Raw genomic sequence first — 19,322 nt, forward strand, 5'->3', positions numbered from 1 at the left:
GCCACCGGCGCCGGACCGAAGCCCGTCCCTGCGTGTCGCTGGGCTGGCATCAACCGTCGGCGCGGGCGGCGAGTTTGCGATCTCCCGGGTCGCGCAAGTCCTATGCCAGTCGGACAGACACCGACACGCAGGCGCGGGCATCCGCCTGTTTGCTGGCCGCCACGCGGCACCTCGCCGCCGGCGCCCACGTGCGGTGCGTGCAACCCGTGCGCGCGCCGTGTAATTTCGCCTATGCCGCCGGGCGCACGTGCGCAGGGCACCGCGCCGTCACCTCGCGGCGACGATGGCCGGGTGCCGGGCCGTCAGCGCGAAGCGGGCCCGGCCATGGCCAGCCATGGGCGGCGGCCCGCATCGCCGGCGCTCATGCCGAACCCGCCATCGCGCAACCCAGCGGCAGGCATGCCGGCCGCTCGTCCAGCAAGCGGCGCATCAGGTCGCGCCAGGCGGGCCGCTCCGGCTCACCCGGCTTGCGTGCGCCGAACAGCATGGCGATGGTCTCTCCTTGCGCATCGAACAGTTCGAGCGCGGTCACCACGCCGTCCGAGGTCGGCTTGCAGACCACCCAGGCGCGGTCGATCAGGTCGCCGCGCACATGCAGGCTGAAGCCGGGATCGAGCACGTTGACCCAGCCGTCGAGCCGCCGCACGGTCGTGACCGGTCCGGTGTGGATCTGCACCATGCCCCGGTTGCCGACGAACACCATGATCGGCAGGCCGGTGGCGGCCGCTTCCTCCAGCACCGCGCTCAGCGCAGTCGGCGCCACGGCCAGGGTGAAGCGCCCTTCGGCCAGCCGCAGCGCCTGCGTGCGCGCCACCTCGTGCGCCTTGAGCAGGCCGAAGAACTGGTGCGTGTCGGTCATCGCTTCCCATGCGGACAGCAGCGCGGGCACGTCGATGGCACTGTCCGGGCGCGGCGCGTCCGGGGCGGGGCGCGCCTGCATGGCGTCGCCGGGCGCTTGGTCATCGGCGCGCCATTGCGCCACCAGGCGGTCGCAGGCGGCGTGGTCGCTGTGCTCGCGCAGGTAGACCTTGTGCACCGCCTCGCCACAGGCATCGTAGAACTGCAGGCTGTGCAGCGTGCCGCGCGGCGAGGTGTCGGTCACGGCATAGGCATGTGCCCAGTGCGCGTAGAACATGCGCAGGTCGATCTCCGCGCCGAGCGCCAGCCCGACCAGGCCTGTGTGGCTCAGGCTGGTGAAGGTGCCGTCCTTCTCATGCACGGCGGCGGCATTGCGCGTGAGCGCCATCACGCGGCCCAGCGCGCCGAGCTGCTCGAACAGGCCGATGAAGTGGCCGTCCTCGCCGGCACGCAGCCGCGTGACATCGGCGCCGACACGCGCGGCGACCAGTTCGCCTTCGGACACGCCCAGCTCGGCGGCGGCATCGCGCTGGCGCAGGCTGCGTTCGGCGAGCAGGGCGCGGTGGCGCTCGCGCAGTCGGGCCGCGCGGGCGATGCGTTCGTCCGGCGTGCCGGTGGGCAGGGAAGGGGCGGGCGGGTTCATCATCACATCACTCCTTGTCGGCGGGTCAGAACTCGATCTTCACGGTGGCCGCGAAGGTGCGGCCGGGCGCGGTGTAGGCGTCGAGGGCGGTCGAGCCGGCCAGGCCCAGGCCCGCCACGTCCGACCAGTTCCACACCTTGCGGTCCAACAGGTTGCGCACGGCCAGGTAGAGCGAGGCGTGCTTGTTCAGCCGGTAGCCGCCCGCCACATCCACCACGAGCGACGACGGCGTCGCGAAGTCGGCCGTGGCGCCGGTGCCGGGCGGGCGGATGGTGCTCGGGCTCTTGGCCATCTGCCAGGTCATGTCGGTCTGCGCGAACCAGCGCTCGCCGGGCTCGTAGCGCACGCCGAACACAGCCTGCAGCGGGTTGATGCTATTGAGCGGCGTGGTAGCGCCGCCGGCGTCTTCGGCCGTGCCGCGCGTATAGGCCGCCGCCGCGCGCAGCTTCACGCCGGCCGGCAGCCGCCATTCGCCGCGTGCCTCCACGCCGCGGATGAACGCGCGGCTGACATTGACGTACTGATAGGTCAGCGGGTTGGTCGGGCTGGTGATGCTGCCGCCGACCGTCACCTGATCGATGAAGTTGCGGTAGCGCCCGGCAAAGGCGGCCACGCTGTATGCGATGCGGCCCCGCGTGATATCGAGCTTGCCGCGCAGGCCCACTTCCACCGTGTCGCTGGTCTCCGGCTTCAGGCGGGGGTTGCCGATGCTGCGGTAGTACACGCGCGAACCGGCGGTGCTGGTGAAGCCGTTGTTGACCTGGTCGGGTGTCGGCGTGCGGAAGCCGCGCGCGTATTGCACGTAGGCGGTGGCGGCCGGCGCGAAGGCATACATCAGCGCCAGCTTGGGCGACAGCGCACCGTCGCTGCTGCCCGCCTGCACGCCGGTGTAGAGCGGATCGCCCGGGTTGCGCGGCTTCAGCCGGTATGTGTCGTAGCGCAGGGCCGGAATGACGCTCAGGCTGCCGCGGCGGATCTCATCCTGCATGAAGGCGCCCAGCAGCGCGTATCCGGTGTCGGGGAAGACCTTGTTGACGAAGTTGTCGGACGCCGCCGGCCCGGTGCCCGAGCGGTCGCTGTCGATGCGCGAGAAGCTGGCGTCCGCGCCGTACACGAGCTTGTGCGAGAGCGAACCTGTGCGGAAGTTGCTTTCCAGTTGCGACGACAGGCCGAAGGTGTGGTCGCGGTAGTGGTTGTTGCGCGAGCGCTGCGAGGCGACGCTGATCTCGTCCTGCGCTTGCCCGATCTCGGCGCGGCGGAAGTAGACCAGGGCATGGGCGTTCTGGAACCAGCGGTTGTCGGCGTCGGCATGGTCGTAGTCGAGGCTGACACGCTGGCTCTCCAGCCGGTCGGCCGAGCGCAGGCTGCGCAGCGTCGGGGTGACGGCCGACAGCGCGTCGCTGTCGATGCGCTGGCGCACCGACTCGCCGGTCAGCTTCAAGGTGTCGCGGGCCGTGGCCTTGAACACCAGCTTGCCGAGCAGCGCGGTGTTATCGGTGTCCTGCGGGTTGGGCGTGGTGCGGGCCGCCCCCGCGCTGCCGTTGCTGCCCTGGTTGTCGACAGCGTGTCCGCGCCGGCCGTCGGCGATCAGCGTGCCCTGGAACCGTTCGCCGCCCAGGGCGGTGGAAACCGTGGTGCCGAAGCTGCGATCGGTCGAGTCATAGCCCGAGCGCAGCCCGAAGTACGACGCCTTGCCGAACACGTCCAGCAGATCCTGCGGGTCCTTGGTGAGGAAATTGACTGCGCCGGTCAGCCCGTCGCTGCCGTACAGCGACGAGGCCGGCCCGCGCAGGATCTCGATGCTGCGCAGCAGCGCCATGTCGGCGTAGTCGCCGCGGCCGGCATTGAGCGGCCCATAGGCAAAGGCGGCCGGCAGGCGGATGCCGTCTTCCATCAGCAGGATGCGGTTGCCGTCCAGCCCGCGAATGTTGATGCCCTGGTTGCCGCCAAAGCCGCCGGCCGATCCGCTGGACGCCGCCGATGTCGGCCGGAACGCGCTGCGGCGCACGGTCACGCCCGGTTCGTAGCGCAGCGCTTCCTTGATGTTGTCGGCCTGCTGTTCCTCCAGATCGGTGTCGGTGATCACCGAGACGCTGGCCGGCGTGCGGCTCAACGCCGTTCGCGACCGCGTGGCGGTGACGATGACCGGGTCCAGCGTCAGGTCGGCGCGTGTCGCCAGTACCGGGGCGTAGGCGGGGGGGGACGGTTCAGCACCCGCCGCCGGTGCGCACAGCAACGCGGCGGCGGTCACGATGGGCGCCATCCGGCACGGTGGCCGAACGCCACCGGCGGAATCGGTGGCGCAACGGAAACGGGCAGGCGCGCCCGGGGTGCCCTGACGGGGCGGGTACAACGGCATGTCGTGCTCCAGTGTCGAGAAGGGGAAATCCCGTGGCTGGCTGGAGCGCGGCGCGGGCCGGACGCATGGCTTGCAGAGGGAAGTGCCTTAAATGCAAATAAGAATCATTATCAATAATGGTAACAAAGCGTGAAGAAGGCAAGAAATAGGATTGATGAATCACTTTTGTTGGTGATCTTGACCGCGCAATAGGAGTGGGTAATCGGTGTAATCAGATCAATCAATTTGTGCAATGCGGCGGACCACGTTACGATCACTCCCGTTGTCAACCACGCAACCAACCGAAAACCACCATGTCGCTGATCAACACCCAAGTGCAGCCTTTCAAGGCACAAGCTTTCCACAACGGCAAGTTCGTCGAAGTCACCGAGCAGAACCTCAAGGGCAAGTGGTCCGTGCTGATCTTCATGCCGGCCGCCTTCACCTTCAACTGCCCGACCGAAGTCGAAGACGCTGCTGACAACTACGCCGAATTCCAGAAGGCCGGCGCCGAGGTCTACATCGTCACCACCGACACGCACTTCTCGCACAAGGTGTGGCACGAAACCTCGCCGGCCGTCGGCAAGGCCCAGTTCCCGCTGGTGGGCGATCCGACCCACGTGCTGACCAACGCCTTCGGCGTGCACATCCCCGAAGAAGGCCTGGCCCTGCGCGGCACCTTCGTGATCAACCCGGAAGGCGTGGTCAAGACCTCGGAAGTGCACGACAACGCCATCGCGCGTGACGTGAAGGAAACGCTGCGCAAGCTCAAGGCCGCCCAGTACGTCGCCAGCAACCCCGGCCAGGTCTGCCCGGCCAAGTGGAACGAAGGCGCCAAGACGCTCAAGCCGTCGCTGGACCTGGTCGGCAAGATCTAAGCGGTAACCGCAGCCCTCTCCTCGCGCGGCCGGCTTGCCCGGCTGCTGCCCCCCGGGGCGCGGCGCGTGCCGCGTCCCCGCACCGAATTCCAACGTAGCCAAGAAGAGAAATCGCCATGCTGGACGCTGATGTCAAGGCCCAACTGAAAGCCTACCTCGAACGCCTTGTGCAGCCCATCGAACTGGTTGCCTCGATCGATGACAGCGAAGGCTCCCGCGACATGATGGACCTGCTGCGTGATGTCGCCGCGCAGTCCGGCATGATCGCGCTCACCGAACAGCGCGACGACGCCGAGCGCAAGCCGTCGTTCCTGATCCGCCGCACCGGCACCGATGTCGGTGTCCGTTTCGCGGCCATCCCGACCGGCCACGAGTTCACCTCGCTCGTGCTCGCGCTGCTGCAGGTGGGCGGCTACGCCCCCAAGCTCGATGACGATGTCATCGAACAGATTCGCAACATCGAAGGCGATTTCCGCTTCGAGACCTATATGTCCCTGACGTGCCAGAACTGCCCGGACGTGGTCCAGGCGCTGAACGTCATGTCGGTGATCAACCCGCGCATCCAGCACGTCGCCATCGACGGCGCGCTGTTCCAGGACGAAGTGGAAGCGCGCAAGATCATGGCCGTGCCGACCCTCTTCCTGAACGGGGAAGTCTTCGGTCAGGGCCGCATGGGTGTGGAAGAGATCCTCGCCAAGATCGACACCGGCGCCGCCGCCCGCGACGCCGAGAAGCTCAACGCCCGCGCACCGTACGACGTGCTGATCGTCGGCGGCGGGCCGGCCGGCGCGGCGGCGGCCGTGTATGCCGCGCGCAAGGGCGTGCGCACCGGCGTGGTGGCCGAGCGCTTCGGCGGCCAGGTGCTCGACACGATGAGCATCGAGAACTTCATCTCCGTGCCGGAGACCGAAGGGCCGAAGTTCGCCGCCGCGCTGGAGCAGCACGTGCGCCAGTACAACGTCGACATCATGAACGTGCAGCGCGCCGTCAAGCTCACGCCGGCCGACGAGCCGGGCGGCCTCGCCGAGGTGACGCTGGCCAACGGCGCGGTGCTCAAGGGCCGCTCGATCATCGTGTCGACCGGCGCGCGCTGGCGCAACGTCAACGTGCCGGGCGAGCAGGAATACCGCAACCGCGGCGTGGCGTACTGCCCGCACTGCGATGGTCCGCTGTTCAAGGGCAAGCGCGTGGCCGTGATCGGCGGCGGCAACTCCGGCGTGGAAGCCGCGATCGACCTGGCGGGCATCGTCAGCCATGTCACGCTGCTCGAGTTCGGCGACCAGCTCAAGGCCGATGCCGTGCTGGTGCGCAAGCTGGAAAGCCTGCCCAACGCGACCATCCTCACCAACGCCCAGACCACCGAGATCACCGGTAACGGCGAAAAGGTCAACGGCCTGCGCTACAAGCACCGCACCAACGGCGCCGAGCACGACGTCGCGCTGGAAGGCGTGTTCGTGCAGATCGGCCTGGTGCCCAACACCGAGTGGCTCGACGGCGTGGTGGAGCGCAACCGCTTCGGCGAGATCATCGTCGATGCGCGTGGCCACACCAGCGTGCCGGGCGTGTTCGCGGCGGGCGATTCGACCACGGTGCCGTTCAAGCAGATCATCATCGCCACGGGCGAGGGTGCCAAGGCCGCATTGTCCGCCTTCGATCACCTGATCCGGGTGCCGCTGGCCGAAGCCGCCTGAACTGATTTCGACCCTGTGTTAGCAGCCGGGCCGCGCGCAAGCGGGCCCGGTTTTTTTTTGTTTGCCGTGCGGAAACCGGGTCGCCGGCACGGACACAAAAATAGTTCTTGTAATGCGAATGATTCGCATTTATAGTGTGTCCATCGACGCCGCTGCTGCATCGGCAAATACCGCAGCACCGGCGCATCGAACCGAATTCCGTCGTGCCGCGCCGCTCATGGCGCCAAGACAACCGGTCTTTTGTGGGGACCGCTCTGATACACAGAGCGTTTGGCCGTAGCAAGCCGCCCGACAGTCGGGAAAGCACTCAGACCCCGCTTTCCCGACTGCGACTTTCCCGGGCTGCCAGCCATGCCGCTTTTTTTCGGAAACCCGATCCGCCGGATCCCCGTTTCCGCGCCCCAGGGCCGTATCTCGCACTTCTCGCCCCAACACCATGCCTAATTCGACCGACCTGCGCCGGGCCGGGCTCAAAGCCACGTCGCCGCGCGTCAAGATCCTGGAAATCCTTGCCGCCGGCACGGACCACGGCCGCCACCTGAGCGCGGAAGACGTGTACCGGCAACTGCTGTCGACGGACATCGACATCGGCATCTCGACGGTCTACCGCGTGCTCAACCAACTGGTGGATGCCAGCGTGCTGCTGCGTCATACCTTCGAGGCCGGCCATGCGGTGTACGAGATCAACGAAGGCGCGCACCACGATCACCTGATCTGCCTGAGCTGCGGCCGCGTGGAGGAATTCCACGACGACGCCATCGAGTCGCGGCAAGAGAGCGTGGCGGCCGAGCGCGGCTTTGTGCTGCGCGAGCACGCGCTGGCGCTGTATGGGGTGTGCCCGGCATGCCAGGCCCGTGCGGGGGCGGGCAGTGCTGTCGGCCTGAATGCATAGGCGTTGCACGCGCTTCACACTGGTGTGACGCGGTAACGTCCTGAAACATCATCGTCGGGATCATGCGGAAACTCACCCTGTGTCAGGCGGTTCCAACCCTGCATGTTAGCCAGGAGATACCGATGCGACGCCGTCTGAAGTCCGAAGATGAACTCAAGACCCTGCTGGCCCGCTGTGTCCAGCAACATCCCGAATGCGAGCACTGCGAACTGCGCGCGATGTGCATCCACCGGCCGGATCACACCGGCTGCAACTGGAGTGCCGAATTCGATTTCCTGAGCGACGACGACGACGCGGCCATCCGCGGCCTGTCGGTCGCCAAGCGCTTGCTGACGCGGGCGCGTACGCAGTACAACGTGGCCCGCTAACTCCCCGGGCCGCATGCCGGCGCGATGCCGGCCGCGGGCTCAGCCCCGCGCCTGGCGGGCGATGCGCTCCAGCAGTTCGCGTGCGCTTTCGCCGTGCCCCTGCAGTGTCAGCAGGCGCGCATTCAGCACGAGATTTTCCAGCACCAGCTTGGCGATGCTCGCAGACAGCGAGGCGATCACATCGTCCTGGCTGAAGTGCGCCGCTTCCATCTGCGACAGCTGATGCGCCACCAGCTTGCAGACCAGGTTGCGCAACATCTGCTCGTCGAACGGCAGGTTGGCGAAATCCACCGGGTCTTCCTTCTCGATTTCCGCGATCAGCTGGACCAGCAGGTCTTCGGTCATGGCGCGTTCCCCCGTGAAGGTTAGGGTCAGTCTACGCCTGTCGTTTGCGCAAGCACAACGGGCCCGCTGGGTGCGGCGGCGCCGTGTCCGTTACCGGTGGCGCACGATGCGGATCGGCTGCTCGGCCATCTGCGCGGGCGCTTCACCCGACGCACAGCCGCTGCAGCCGCTGCCGCAGGCGCTGCCCGACAGCGGATCGGAGTGGCACGACGGTGCCGCGCCCGGCACCAGCAGCCGCCGGCCGAAGGCACGCACCCAGCCCGGCCGCGACGGACGATCGCACCAGAGCGCCATGCGCGCCACCGTGCGGGCGCGCATGGCCGGCGCGTAGCGGCCGGTGATCGACAGGGCGCTCAGCGCCACGAGCGTTGCGACGACGCCGGTTTCGACCACGTGATACACGCTCATGTCAGCACCCGTGCGATCTGGTAGGTGGCGAAGGCGGCCAGGTAGGCCAGCACGAAGAGGTAGCCGGCGGTGGCGGCCATCACCTTCCACGAGTTGGTCTCGCGACGGATGGCGGCCAACGTCGAGATGCACTGGGGTGCATAGATGTACCAGGCCAGGAAGGCCAGCGCCGTCGCCAGCGGCCACTGCGCGGCGATGACCGGTGCGAGCTGCGCGGCGGCGTCTTCATGCGTGGCGGACAGCGAATACACCGTCGCCAGCGCCCCGACGGCCACCTCGCGCGCGGCCATGCCGGGAATCAGCGCGATGCACATCTGCCAGTTGAAGCCGATCGGCGCGAATACGACTTCCAAGGCGTGGCCGATGTAGCCGGCGAAGCTGTAGTCGATGGCCGGTCCGGTCGCGCCGGCGGGCGGCGACGGAAAGGTCGACAGGAACCACAGCACCACCATCATCTTCAGGATCACGGTACCGATGCGGCGCAGGAAGATGCGTGCGCGCTCGATCAGGCCGATGGCCAGGTTGCGCGGGCTGGGCAGGCGGTACGACGGCAGCTCGAGGATCAGCGGATGCTCGGCGCGATCGCGCTTGACGTACTTGAGCACGTACGCCACCACCAGCGCGGAGACGATGCCCGCCATGTACAGCCCGAACAGCACCAGCCCTTGCAGGTTGAAGGCGCCCCACACCTGGCGGGCCGGAATGAAGGCGCCGATCAGCAGCGCGTACACCGGCAGCCGCGCCGAGCACGTCATCAGCGGCGCGACCAGAATGGTGACCAGCCGGTCGCGCGGGTCCTGGATCGTGCGCGTGGCCATCACGCCCGGGATGGCGCAGGCAAAGCTCGACAGCAGCGGGATGAACGAGCGGCCCGACAGGCCCGCGCCGGCCATCAGGCGATCCAGCAGGAACGCCGCGCGCGGCAGGTAGCCGGACTCTTCCAGCGCCAGGATGAAGAGGAACAGAATCAGGATCTGCGGCAGGAACACCAGCACGCTGCCCGCACCCGCAATGATGCCGTCCACCAGCAGGCTCTTGAGCATGCCGTCCGGCAGCAGGGCACCGATCCAGATGCCCGCGCTTTCCACGGCGGCCTGGATGCCGTCCATCAGCGGCTTGGCCCAGGAGAACACCGCCTGGAACATGAAGAACATCAGCACCGCCAGCAGCACGAGGCCCAGCACCGGATGCAGCACGATGCGGTCGAGCCGGTCGTCCAGTTCCGCCGTGCTGCGCGGCATGGTGACGGCGGCATCCAGCAGGCGCTTCACTTCGCGGTGCGGATCGGCATCCGCCGGCAGGGCGGTCGGGACGGCGGGCAGGCGCTCGCGGTCGATGTGCGCGACCAGGTCGGCGGCACCGTTGCGCTTGATTGCGACGGTCTCCACCACGGGCATGCCCAGCGCTTGCTCCAGTTTCGCGCGGTCGATGCGGATGCCGCGCCGTGCCGCCGCGTCGACCATGTTCAGCGCCAGCACCATCGGCAGGCCCAGGCGCTGCAGCTCCAGCACGAAGCGCAGGTGCAGCCGCAGGTTGGTGGCGTCCACCACGCAGACAATCAGGTCGGGGCGCGGCTCGCCGTGGAACGTCCCCAGGCAGATGTCGCGCGTGATGGCTTCGTCGGGGCTGGTCGCCACCAGACTGTAGGCGCCCGGCAGGTCGAGAATCTGCACATGCTGTCCGGAGGGCGAGACGAAGCGGCCTTCCTTGCGCTCGACCGTCACGCCGGCGTAGTTGGCCACCTTCTGCCGGCTACCCGTCAGCAGGTTGAACAGCGCGGTCTTGCCGCAGTTCGGATTGCCGACCAGCGCAACGCGCAGTGCGGGTGCGGAGGGCGGAGAGGAAGAAGCGTGCATCTGCAAAGGCCTGAAAGCGAAGGGCCGACAATTACCCGGCGGACGTCATGCCGCCTTGCGCACCTGCGCGGGCGGTGCGGTCTCGGACGCCATCACGACGGGCTGGGCCTGCTGGGTCGCGGCCTCGGCGCGCACGCGCACGCGGGCGGCCTCCTGTTTGCGCAGCGCAAAACGGGTAAAACCCACCTGAACGACGAGCGGATCGCCGCCGAACGGGCCGACCGCCACCACGCACACCTGTTCGCCCATCACGAAACCGAGTTCGCGCAGGCGCTGGCTGATGGGATCGGCGGGCTCACGGTCTTCAACGTGGTCCACCACCGCCGTGGCCCGGCGGGAAAGCTCGGAAAGCCGCATCGTGCGTGGTCCGTGACTCAATAGCGTACGTAATTGCCTAGGGCGTAAATGCGAATCGTTTTCATTATATCGCAACATTGCGCGATTCCGCGTGGCACCTGCTTTGGCAGAGGGTATTTTCTGCAAACCGGGGGCGTTGTACAGTCTCCACATCGGACGGTCTCCGTTGCCCGCAAAACCTGCAGTGGCGCAGGGTTTTTGCCAAATTACCTTATCCTGGGTATTGGCGGGGTTGGCGACCATTGCCTATGCTTCAAGTGCGCTGAACTTCCCCGTTCAAAGCGTATTCTTCGAGCCACCGGGTACTACTATCCGGTGGCTTTTTTCATGGGCGCACGCCTGTACCCGTTCCTCTCAGCCCGTGGCGATGGTGTTGCGGCCTTCGCTCTTCGCGCGGTAGCAGGCGGTATCCGCGCGTGCCAGGAAGGCCGCGGCATCGGCATCGCCGGCCAGCAATTCCACCACCCCCTGCGACAGCGCGACCTGGGCGCGTGCTCCGGCGGCCAGCACCGGCTGGCGGGCAAGCGCCGCGCGGATGCGGTCGGCGAAGGTCACGGCGGTCTGCAGGTCGCAATTGGGCAGGATCACGGCGAACTCGTCGCCGCCCAGCCGGGCGACGTGATCCTGCGTGCGCGTGTTCTGCACCACCCGCTCGGCGATGCCGCGCAGGACGTCGTCGCCGGCGGCATGGCCGTAGCAATCGTTGATCGCCTTGAAGCCGTCGAGGTCGATCATGAGCAGCGCCAGCGGTGCGCGTGGCGCGCCGCGGGCTCCGCGATGGGCCTCCACCTGCGCATGCAGGATGGCGTCGAAGCCGCGGCGGTTGAGCAGGCCGGTCAGCACGTCGTGGGTGGCGTCCCAGGCGATGCGCTGCACGGTCTCGCGTGTGGCGGAGACATCCCGCAGCACCAGCACGCCGGCGCCCGACGTGCCGGGCAGCGGCCCCCAGGACAATTCCACATCGTGCCGCCGGCTGTCGGCGGCCTCCATGCGCAGTCCGCCCGGCAGCGTGCCGCCCGCGCGCAGCAACTGCGTGGGGATGACGCGCCGGTTGGTCTCGTGCTCGATCAGGTGCAGCAGCCGGTTGATCGACTGGCCGATCGCGCTGGCGGGGTGCGTGCCGGTCAGTGTCTCGATGGCGCGGCTGGCATGCGTGACGATGCCGTCGCCGTCGATGGTCAACAGGGGTTCCTGGATGGCGTCGAGCACGAGCAGGGCGGCACGCACCTCCTGCTCCAGCGCTTCCTTGGCGCGCTGCTCGGCCGTGGCATCGACCACGGCGATGATCCAGCCGACCGGCGGTGCGCCCGCGCCGCCCGCGGGCCGGGCCGTCAGCAGGACGGCACCGCTGCCGGCGCCTTCCCCAGTTGCGATCACCACGGGGCGGTCCGCCAGCGCCAGCGGCACGCGGGGCAGTTGCCGCAGCACGGCCGCCACGGCTTGCGCCGCAGGGGAGGTTGTCGTGCTGTCACCGTCGTGCAGGGCGCGCACGATGGTGGCACTGCTGGCGCCCACCAGCCGTTCGAAACGGACATTGGCAAACGGGACCGCCAGCGATCGGTCCAGGAAGGCCAGCCCCACCGGCGCCTGCTCGGCGATCGCGCGGAAGAACGCGGCTTCCTGCTCGGCGGCGCCCAGCGCCCGTTCCCAGTACTGCACCAGCCGGCCCACGCTGCCGGCCAGGGCGCCGACCTCGGTGGCGGGGTCGAACGTCCGGGTGTCCGGCTGGGCAAGATCGGCCAGCCGCGCGAGCGGTCCGGGCGCAGGGGACTCGCTCAGGATTGGCCGGCCGATGGGGGCCGGCGGCGTGTGGATCGGCATGCCGGCATCCACCTCGTGGCGCAGCCGTTCGAGCGGGCTGGTTGCGCGTTCGAGCCAGAACCAGGCGAACAGCAGGCAGGCCGCGCCGAAGGCCAGCCCGGCGGCCACCAGCGTGCGCGTGGTGCGCGCGGCGCCGGCATAGGCTTCCTGCGCGGGCCACCAGGCGCCGATGCTCCACGGCACGGCGTTCAGCGCGCGATAGCTGACGATGACCGGCGACTGCCCGGGCCGGTGGATTTCCGTGCTGTCGTTCCAGCCTTGCGCCCGCGCGCGCGCTGCCGGCTGTCCGTCGGCCAGGTCCGGGGCCTGCTGCAGCAGGCGCGCGTGGTCTGGCCCGACGATATAGCGGCCCCGCTCCGAGACCACCAGCAGATGCCCGGTGCGGCCGATGCGCGTGTTTTCCACGTCCGCCAGGATGGGATTGCGCGCCAGTTCGATCGAACCGATCACCAGTCCGGAGAAGCCGCCATCCGGTCCATGCAGCGGCGCGGCGAACGAGGCTACCGGCCGCTGTCCCGCCGACGACAGGAAGGGTTCGGGGATCTGGAGGCGCCGCGACTCGCGCACCGCCTTGAAGATGGGATGCCACGCCATGTCGGTGCCGCGCTGTTGCGGCAGGGCGGGGGCGTCGGCCAGCACGATGCCGCTGGCGCTGACGACGACCAGGTTGTCGAAGACGCCGCGCAGGTCGGGGTGGGCATCGAGCCAGGCCTGGCCTTCCGCGGTGCTGGTCGGGGCGGTGTCGGCCTCGGTGGCGGTGGACAGGCGGTCGATGGCATCGGTCAGGTGCGCTTCCAGCGGGCGGGCCGCCTGCGTGATGGCCTGTTCGAGGCGGCTGTCGATCTCCCTGCGCGTATCGTCGTAGACCGTCGAGATCGCCACCGCGATCAGCCCCACGAACGGTAGCAGGGCGGCAAGGACCACGCCGGGCAACAGGCGGAACAGCAGGCGGCGCGGGGCGGAGGGCGGTTGGGCGGTTGACATGTCGCGGCATTGTAGAGCCAGATGGCCGCGCCACGGCGTGGAAAGGGCACGATTCGCTTGCTGTCGCGGCGCCGTGCGCCTACGGTTCACAAGTTGCGTGCGATAGGAATTGCAAGCAAAATGCTTGCGCACTGCGTCAGCCGTGGATTTCGCGGCTGTTGAGCCGCGCTCGCATCCGAGATGCGCAATCAAGGGCAGAAGGTGTCGTTCCCATGCGGGAACCGCTACGCTGGATCCTGATGCGCTTCCCAATCCCCAGGCTCTACCGGTCATCCAAGTGCCGAAGCATGCTTTCTTTCCCACCACGCTGCGCGGTCGCTTGCTCGCCTTGGCCGCTGTGGCCGCGTTGCCGGCCGTCGTCGTGGCGATCGCCGGCGTGGCGCTCTATCGGGACCGGCTGACCGATCACCTCGAACAACGTCTCTCGTACGAAACCCAGAGCGCCGCGGCGCGCGTGGGCATGGTGCTGTCCAACGCGGACCAACTGCTGTCGGTCGTGGTGGCGGACGAATCCGTCTTGCGCCTGGACCGCGACGAATGCACCCGCTTCGTCAGCCGCGTCATCCACAACCAGAGCGACTTCGCCACGCTGGGCGTTGCCGATGCGCACGGCAAGCTGGTGTGCACGCCGGTGCCGGGGGCCATCGGGCTCGATGTTGCCGACCGCGAGTTTTTTCGCGAGCTGATTGCGACAGGGCGTCCGTCACTGTCGAATTTCCTGACCGGCCGGACTTCGCACCAGCCCGTCATCGTTGCGACGCGCGCCGTGGTCGGCCCCGACGGCGGCATCCGGGGCGTGGCCTACGCGGCGATCCGGCAGAGCGCGCTGATGGTGGCGGCCGGCAGCGCGGCGTCGGGGCCGGTCTACCTGGTGGACGGCGCGGGCACGGTGCTGTCCGGCACGCATGCCGCCCTGTCCGGCGAGGGGCCCGGCGTGACTCGGGGCGACCTGGTGAGCGCGGCCGGCCCCGAGCCCGGCGCCACGGTCTTCGAGACCGACGCCGACGGCACGCTGCGCGCCTATGCCGCGATGGCCGTGCCCCATGCGACCAGCGGGCGGCTGCGCCTCGTGCGCGGCATCGATGCGACCGACATGGCGCGCCAGCAGCGCGACGTGACGCTGGCCGGTGGCGGCGCCATCGTGCTGATGCTGGTGTTGCTGCTGGCGCTGATCCAGATGGCGATGCGGCGCCTGGTGCTGCCGCGCGTCGATGCGCTGGTCGATGCCGCCCGGCACTATGCCGCGGGTGACTTCTCCGCGCGCGTGGCCGAGCAGGGCGGCGCCCGCGACGAGCTGTCGCTGCTCGAGCGCACCTTCAACGAGATGCGCACGGCCATCCTGCGCCACGACGAGACCGTCCACCACCTGACCGAGCGCTTCCAGCGCGTGGCGCGCGCCACCAACGACTGGATCTTCGACTGGGACATCGCCACGGGCGAGTCCTGGGCCAACGCCAGCCTGCACCGCCTGCTCGGCAGCGACGCGCTGCTGGCGCAGGGCGACGAGGACGGCGTGTCGCGCACGCTGACCTTCCAGCAGTTCGTGCATCCCGAAGACATGGCGGCATTCGGCCGGGGCCTGCGGGCCGCGCTGCATTCGGATCGCGATGCCTGGCACCACGTCTGCCGCGTGATCGACGCCAGCCGCGCGGTGCGCACGGTGGAGATCCGCGCCAGCATCTATCGCGGCAAGGACGGGCGCGCCGTGCGCATGGTCGGCGGGGTCACCGACATCTCGCAGCGCTCGGCCATGGAGGCGGATCTGCGCGCCAGCGAGGCCAACCTGCGCGTGGCCGAGCAGATCGCCCTGCTCGGCAGCTGGCGCTGGGACGTGCTGCGCGACACCGCCACCTGGTCGTCGGGCATGTACCTGCTGACCGGCGTGTCGCCGGGGCCGCCGCCGTCGTTCGCGCAGCAGGCGCAGTTCTTCACCGGCGACAGCTACAACCGCCTGCGCGAGGCGGCCAGCCGCGCCGTCACCGAGGGCGTGCCGTACTCGCTGGAGCTGGAGATGATCCGCCGCGACGGCGAGCACCGCTGGGTGCTCTCGCGCGGCAACATCGAGCGCAACGAGCGCGAAGAGGTGGTGGCGCTGTTCGGCACCATGCAGGACATCACCGAGCGGCGCGAGTCCGATGAGCAGTTGCGCCTGCTGCGGCGCGTGGTCGAGTCGGTGCCGTCGGGCATCACCGTGGCCGATGCGCAGCAGCCGGACCTGCCGCTGGTCTACGTCAACCCCGGCTTCGAGCGCATGACCGGCTACCGCGCGGAGGAGGTGCTGGGCCGCAACTGCCGCTTCCTGCATTCGTCCGAGCCGGGGCAGCCCGCGCTGAACGAGGTGCGCGCCGCGCTGCGCGATGCCAGCGAGATCCGCGTGCTGCTGCGCAATTTCCGCAAGGACGGCCATGCGTTCCTCAACAACTTTCTGCTCTCGCCGGTGCGCGACAGCCAGGGCGTGGTCACGCACTACGTCGGCATCCAGGACGACGTGACCGAGCAGGAGATGACACGCGCGCGCCTGGCCCAGCACGCCACCGTCGATCCGCTGACCGGCCTGCCCAACCGCACGTTGCTGGCCGACCGCGTGCAGCAGGGGGTGGAGATGGCCGCGCGCCAGCGCAGCCGCTTCTACGTCGCGCTGATCAACATCGACCGCTTCAAGGTCGTCAACGACAGCCTGGGGCACCTGCTGGGCGACGAGGTGCTGCGCCGCATCGCCGAGCGCCTGCGCGATGCGGCCGACACCGTCGATACGGTGGCGCGCTTCGGCGGCGACGTCTTCGCGCTGGTGATCTCGCACGCGGGCTCGCACGGCACCGATCTCGGTTTCGACCTGTTCGCCGAGCCGATCCGGGTGGAGGGGCACGAGGTGTTCGTGACCGCCAGCATCGGTGTGGCGGAGTATCCGGCGCACGGCTCGGACAGCGAGACCCTGGTGCGCCACGCCGAGATGGCGATGTATTTCGCCAAGCAGAACGGCCGCAACCGGCTGGAGTTCTTCGCGCCCGAGATGGATATCGGCGTGTCGTACCGGCTGAACCTGGAGCACCAGATTCGCGCCGCGCTGGAGCAGGGCCAGTTCCGCCTGCTGTACCAGCCGCAGATCGACACCAAGACCGGCCGCATCTGCGGTCTGGAGGCGCTGATCCGCTGGATCCACCCGACGCGCGGGCTGCTGCCGCCGGCGGCGTTCATCCCGGTGGCCGAAGAGAGCGGGCTGGTGGTCGAGATCGGCAACTGGGTGCTGGCCGAAGCCGCGCAGCAGCGTGCCGCATGGCATGCGCGCGGGCTGGGCGAGGACCTGACCATCGCGGTCAACGTATCGCCGCTGCAATTCAAGCGCGGCACCGTGCTGCCGACGCTGCTGAGGCTGCAGCGCCAGCATGGCCTGGGCTCGGGCTTTCTCGAGCTGGAGGTGACCGAGTCGATGCTGATGGAGGGCACCGAGCGCACCATCGAAGACCTGACCGCCATCCGCCAGCTGGGGGTGCGCATCGCCATCGACGACTTCGGCACGGGCTATTCCAGCCTGGCGTACCTCAAGCGTCTGCCGATCGACCTGATCAAGATCGACCGTGCCTTCGTCAAGGACATCGACCGCGACTCCAACGACGCGGCCATCTGCACGACGGTGGTGGTGCTGGCCCACAACCTGGGCGTGAAGGTGTGCGCGGAAGGCGTCGAAGACGCGGCGCAGTCGGCCTTCCTCGCCTCCCACCAGTGCGATGTGCTGCAGGGCTATTACTTCTCCGAGCCGCTGCTGCCCGAAGCCGTGACGGCGCTGCTGGAGCGCGACGCGCGCTTCACGGTGTAGCCCGCGCGCGGGAGCGGCTCAGGCGCGGAACACCGCCACGGCGCGCTTGAGCGCTTCCGATTGGCCGGCCAGGACCGACGCGGCCGCCGCCGCTTTCTCCACCAGCGTGGCGTTCTGCTGCGTCACGCCATCGAGCTGCGATACCGAGGTGTTGATCTGCGCGATGCCGCTGCTCTGCTCGCGCGAACTGGCCGAGATTTCCGATATCAGCTGTGTCACGGTCTGCACGGACGCGACGATCTGCTGCATGGTCGCGCCGGCCTGCTGCACGAGGGCTTCGCCGTCGCGCACCGACTGGTCGGAGGCCTGGATGATCGCCTTGGTCTGCGCGGCAGCCTGGGCGCTGCGCTGCGCCAGGCTGCGCACCTCGCCCGCCACCACCGCGAAGCCGCGCCCTTCCTCGCCCGCGCGGGCCGCCTCCACGGCGGCGTTGAGCGCGAGGATGTTGGTCTGGAAGGCGATGCTCTCGATGGTGGCGATGATGTCCGTGACGTGCCGGCTGGAGCCGCGGATAGCGCCCATGGTGTCGACCACGCGCTGCACGATCCGCCCGCCGTCCGTCGCGACGGAGGAGGCCTGTTCGGCCAGGACGCTGGCTTCGCGCGCATGGTCGGCATTGCGGGCCACCATCGACGTGAGCTGCTCCATGCTGGAGGCCGTCTCCTGCAGCGCGGCGGCCTGCTGCTCGGTGCGCGCCGACAGGTCGTGGTTGCCGGCCGAGATCTGCAGGGTACTGTGCGCCACGTTGGCCGCGCCGTCCTGGATGTCGCGCACGATGGACCACAGGCTCGCGCGCATCGTGCCCATGGCGCGCACCACGTCGCCGATCTCGTCGTTGCCGCGGGCCTCCAGCGTGGAGGTGAGGTCGCCGGCCGCCAGGCGGGTGGCGAGCGCGGCGGCCTGCTCCAGCGGGCGGATCAGCGTGCGCGCCAGCAGCAGGCCGGACAGCGTCGCCAGCCCGGCGCAGCCCACGCCGGTGAGCCACAGCCAGTCGCGCGAGAGCACCAGCCACGGCATGCCGCGCAGGTCGGCGGCTTCCAGCGCCAGGTGCGCCCACAGCGTGCCGATCAGGATGGCCACGGCGATCAGGCTCTGCAGGCCGATCACACGCAAGCGCAGGCTGTCGATCCGGAACAGGTTGAACAGGCGCCGCCAGCCCGTGCGCAGGATGCGTTCCGAGCGCACCGCGTATGACGCATCGCCCGCGCGGATGGCGGCATAGACCCGCCCGGCGCGCGCGATCTGCGCCGGCGTCGCCATCGAGCGCACCGAGGTGTAGCCCGCGATCGCGCCGTCCTGGAGCACCGGCGTCACGTTGGCTTGCACCCAGTAGAAGCCGCCGTCCTTGCGCCGGTTCTTGACCAGTCCGCGCCACGGCTGCCCCGAGCGCAGGGTGGCCCACAGGTCGGCGAATGCGGCCTCGGGCATGTCGGGGTGGCGCACCACGTTGTGCGGCGCGCCGATCAGCTCGGCTTCGGTGAAGCCGCTGATGCGCACGAAGGCCGGGTTGGCGAAGACGATGCGGCCGGCCGGGTCGGTGCGGGAGATCAGGTAGTCGGCGGGGGCGAGGGTGGTTTCGGCGTCGGTGACCGGGAGATTGTTTCGCATGGTGAGGCCGCACGGAGGCGGACAAAGCGGGTGTTCCTCCGAGGAACGACCGCGCGGCGCGGCGGCTGAAGGGCCGGTGCGTGGCGGGATTTGATGGAGATCAAGCAGGGGCGGGCCCGGGCACCCGGCTTGCTGCCTGCCTTGCAGGGCGTCCGGCAGCCGCCGGCGCGATTGGGCGAGCGGAGGAAAACGGGTGTGGAAGATCGAGGGTGACCTGGAGATCGTGCCGCGCGTGGTTCCGGTCGGCTCGCGCGGCTGGCAGGCGTGGATCGACGTGGTATTCCGGGATGCGGCGGGACAGTCGGTTTCCGGCTCGCGGCCGGTGCGGCCGTGCTGCACGTTTGGCTCGCCGCGTGAGGCGCTGGATGCCGCGCGGCTGCATGGGCAGCGGCTCCTGCGGGAGTGGGTGCAAGGCGCCGCGGCTGCCGACGGCCGTGCGGCGAGGTAGGGTGATCGCCTCG

The 19,322-nt window shown here is 69.1% G+C and carries 14 protein-coding genes; 6 read left to right on the plus strand and 8 right to left on the minus strand.

The window, feature by feature from the left end; genetic code table 11:
* Positions 1-361: 361 nt before the first annotated feature.
* Positions 362-1,501 carry a hemin-degrading factor gene (locus GO999_RS23255; protein ID WP_211907210.1) on the minus strand — a complete coding sequence of 380 codons (1,140 nt, stop codon included), beginning with the start codon at positions 1,499-1,501 and terminating at the stop codon, positions 362-364.
* A 25-nt stretch (positions 1,502-1,526) separates the two neighbouring features.
* Complete coding sequence (locus GO999_RS23260) at positions 1,527-3,752, minus strand: TonB-dependent hemoglobin/transferrin/lactoferrin family receptor (RefSeq protein ID WP_249215094.1); 2,226 nt, start codon at positions 3,750-3,752, stop codon at positions 1,527-1,529.
* Between the two features lie 401 nt (positions 3,753-4,153).
* Between GO999_RS23260 and ahpC the strand changes: the two genes are divergently transcribed.
* From ahpC to GO999_RS23280, 4 genes are all read left to right on the plus strand, one after another.
* Positions 4,154-4,717, plus strand: coding sequence for an alkyl hydroperoxide reductase subunit C (gene ahpC, locus GO999_RS23265; protein WP_011003559.1), 564 nt, complete (start codon positions 4,154-4,156; stop codon positions 4,715-4,717).
* Between the two features lie 116 nt (positions 4,718-4,833).
* Positions 4,834-6,408, plus strand: coding sequence for an alkyl hydroperoxide reductase subunit F (gene ahpF / locus GO999_RS23270; RefSeq protein ID WP_211906946.1), 1,575 nt, complete (start codon positions 4,834-4,836; stop codon positions 6,406-6,408).
* Between the two features lie 436 nt (positions 6,409-6,844).
* On the plus strand, positions 6,845-7,300 hold the full coding sequence (gene fur / locus GO999_RS23275; protein WP_011003561.1) for a ferric iron uptake transcriptional regulator: 456 nt from the start codon (positions 6,845-6,847) through the stop codon (positions 7,298-7,300).
* Between the two features lie 122 nt (positions 7,301-7,422).
* The gene (locus tag GO999_RS23280) at positions 7,423-7,668 is read left to right on the plus strand and encodes a hypothetical protein (RefSeq protein WP_016724923.1); all 246 of its coding nucleotides are present in this window, start codon (positions 7,423-7,425) and stop codon (positions 7,666-7,668) included.
* Between the two features lie 39 nt (positions 7,669-7,707).
* Here GO999_RS23280 and GO999_RS23285 read toward each other — a convergent pair whose 3' ends face one another.
* From GO999_RS23285 to GO999_RS23305, 5 genes are all read right to left on the minus strand, one after another.
* Positions 7,708-8,013 (minus strand): hypothetical protein, encoded by a 306-nt coding sequence (locus GO999_RS23285; protein WP_011003563.1) that lies wholly within the window; start codon positions 8,011-8,013, stop codon positions 7,708-7,710.
* A 90-nt stretch (positions 8,014-8,103) separates the two neighbouring features.
* Complete coding sequence (locus tag GO999_RS23290) at positions 8,104-8,421, minus strand: DUF6587 family protein (RefSeq protein ID WP_011003564.1); 318 nt, start codon at positions 8,419-8,421, stop codon at positions 8,104-8,106.
* Positions 8,418-10,277: a ferrous iron transport protein B gene (gene feoB / locus GO999_RS23295; protein WP_019719222.1), complete on the minus strand. Its 1,860-nt coding sequence runs from the start codon at positions 10,275-10,277 to the stop codon at positions 8,418-8,420. The genes GO999_RS23290 and feoB overlap by 4 nt, the downstream gene beginning before the upstream one ends.
* A 45-nt stretch (positions 10,278-10,322) precedes the next feature.
* On the minus strand, positions 10,323-10,634 hold the full coding sequence (locus tag GO999_RS23300) for a FeoA family protein (protein WP_011003566.1): 312 nt from the start codon (positions 10,632-10,634) through the stop codon (positions 10,323-10,325).
* 354 nt (positions 10,635-10,988) lie between these two features.
* Positions 10,989-13,439 (minus strand): sensor domain-containing diguanylate cyclase, encoded by a 2,451-nt coding sequence (locus tag GO999_RS23305; RefSeq protein ID WP_028854022.1) that lies wholly within the window; start codon positions 13,437-13,439, stop codon positions 10,989-10,991.
* 277 nt (positions 13,440-13,716) lie between these two features.
* Here GO999_RS23305 and GO999_RS23310 point away from each other — a divergent pair, with 277 nt between their 5' ends.
* Positions 13,717-17,253, plus strand: a complete 3,537-nt coding sequence (locus GO999_RS23310; protein WP_197361769.1) for an EAL domain-containing protein — start codon at positions 13,717-13,719, stop codon at positions 17,251-17,253.
* Positions 17,254-17,271: 18 nt separating this feature from the next.
* On the opposite strand, the gene GO999_RS23315 is transcribed toward GO999_RS23310, so the two are convergent.
* Positions 17,272-18,861 (minus strand): methyl-accepting chemotaxis protein, encoded by a 1,590-nt coding sequence (locus GO999_RS23315; RefSeq protein ID WP_211906947.1) that lies wholly within the window; start codon positions 18,859-18,861, stop codon positions 17,272-17,274.
* Positions 18,862-19,054: 193 nt separating this feature from the next.
* Here GO999_RS23315 and GO999_RS23320 point away from each other — a divergent pair, with 193 nt between their 5' ends.
* Positions 19,055-19,309 carry a hypothetical protein gene (locus GO999_RS23320; RefSeq protein ID WP_011003570.1) on the plus strand — a complete coding sequence of 85 codons (255 nt, stop codon included), beginning with the start codon at positions 19,055-19,057 and terminating at the stop codon, positions 19,307-19,309.
* The last annotated feature ends 13 nt before the right edge of the window (positions 19,310-19,322 follow it).

The sequence above is a fragment of the Ralstonia nicotianae genome (assembly GCF_018243235.1).
Classification (GTDB): domain Bacteria; phylum Pseudomonadota; class Gammaproteobacteria; order Burkholderiales; family Burkholderiaceae; genus Ralstonia; species Ralstonia nicotianae.

Coding starts and splice junctions, on each gene's coding strand:
- GO999_RS23305 (WP_028854022.1), bottom strand. CDS start 13,439: ATGTCAACCGCCCAACCGCCCTCCGCCCCGCGCCGCCTGCTGTTCCGC.
- feoB (WP_019719222.1), bottom strand. CDS start 10,277: ATGCACGCTTCTTCCTCTCCGCCCTCCGCACCCGCACTGCGCGTTGCG.
- GO999_RS23255 (WP_211907210.1), bottom strand. CDS start 1,501: ATGAACCCGCCCGCCCCTTCCCTGCCCACCGGCACGCCGGACGAACGC.
- GO999_RS23285 (WP_011003563.1), bottom strand. CDS start 8,013: ATGACCGAAGACCTGCTGGTCCAGCTGATCGCGGAAATCGAGAAGGAA.
- GO999_RS23315 (WP_211906947.1), bottom strand. CDS start 18,861: ATGCGAAACAATCTCCCGGTCACCGACGCCGAAACCACCCTCGCCCCC.
- fur (WP_011003561.1), top strand. CDS start 6,845: ATGCCTAATTCGACCGACCTGCGCCGGGCCGGGCTCAAAGCCACGTCG.
- ahpC (WP_011003559.1), top strand. CDS start 4,154: ATGTCGCTGATCAACACCCAAGTGCAGCCTTTCAAGGCACAAGCTTTC.
- GO999_RS23290 (WP_011003564.1), bottom strand. CDS start 8,421: ATGAGCGTGTATCACGTGGTCGAAACCGGCGTCGTCGCAACGCTCGTG.
- ahpF (WP_211906946.1), top strand. CDS start 4,834: ATGCTGGACGCTGATGTCAAGGCCCAACTGAAAGCCTACCTCGAACGC.
- GO999_RS23280 (WP_016724923.1), top strand. CDS start 7,423: ATGCGACGCCGTCTGAAGTCCGAAGATGAACTCAAGACCCTGCTGGCC.
- GO999_RS23300 (WP_011003566.1), bottom strand. CDS start 10,634: ATGCGGCTTTCCGAGCTTTCCCGCCGGGCCACGGCGGTGGTGGACCAC.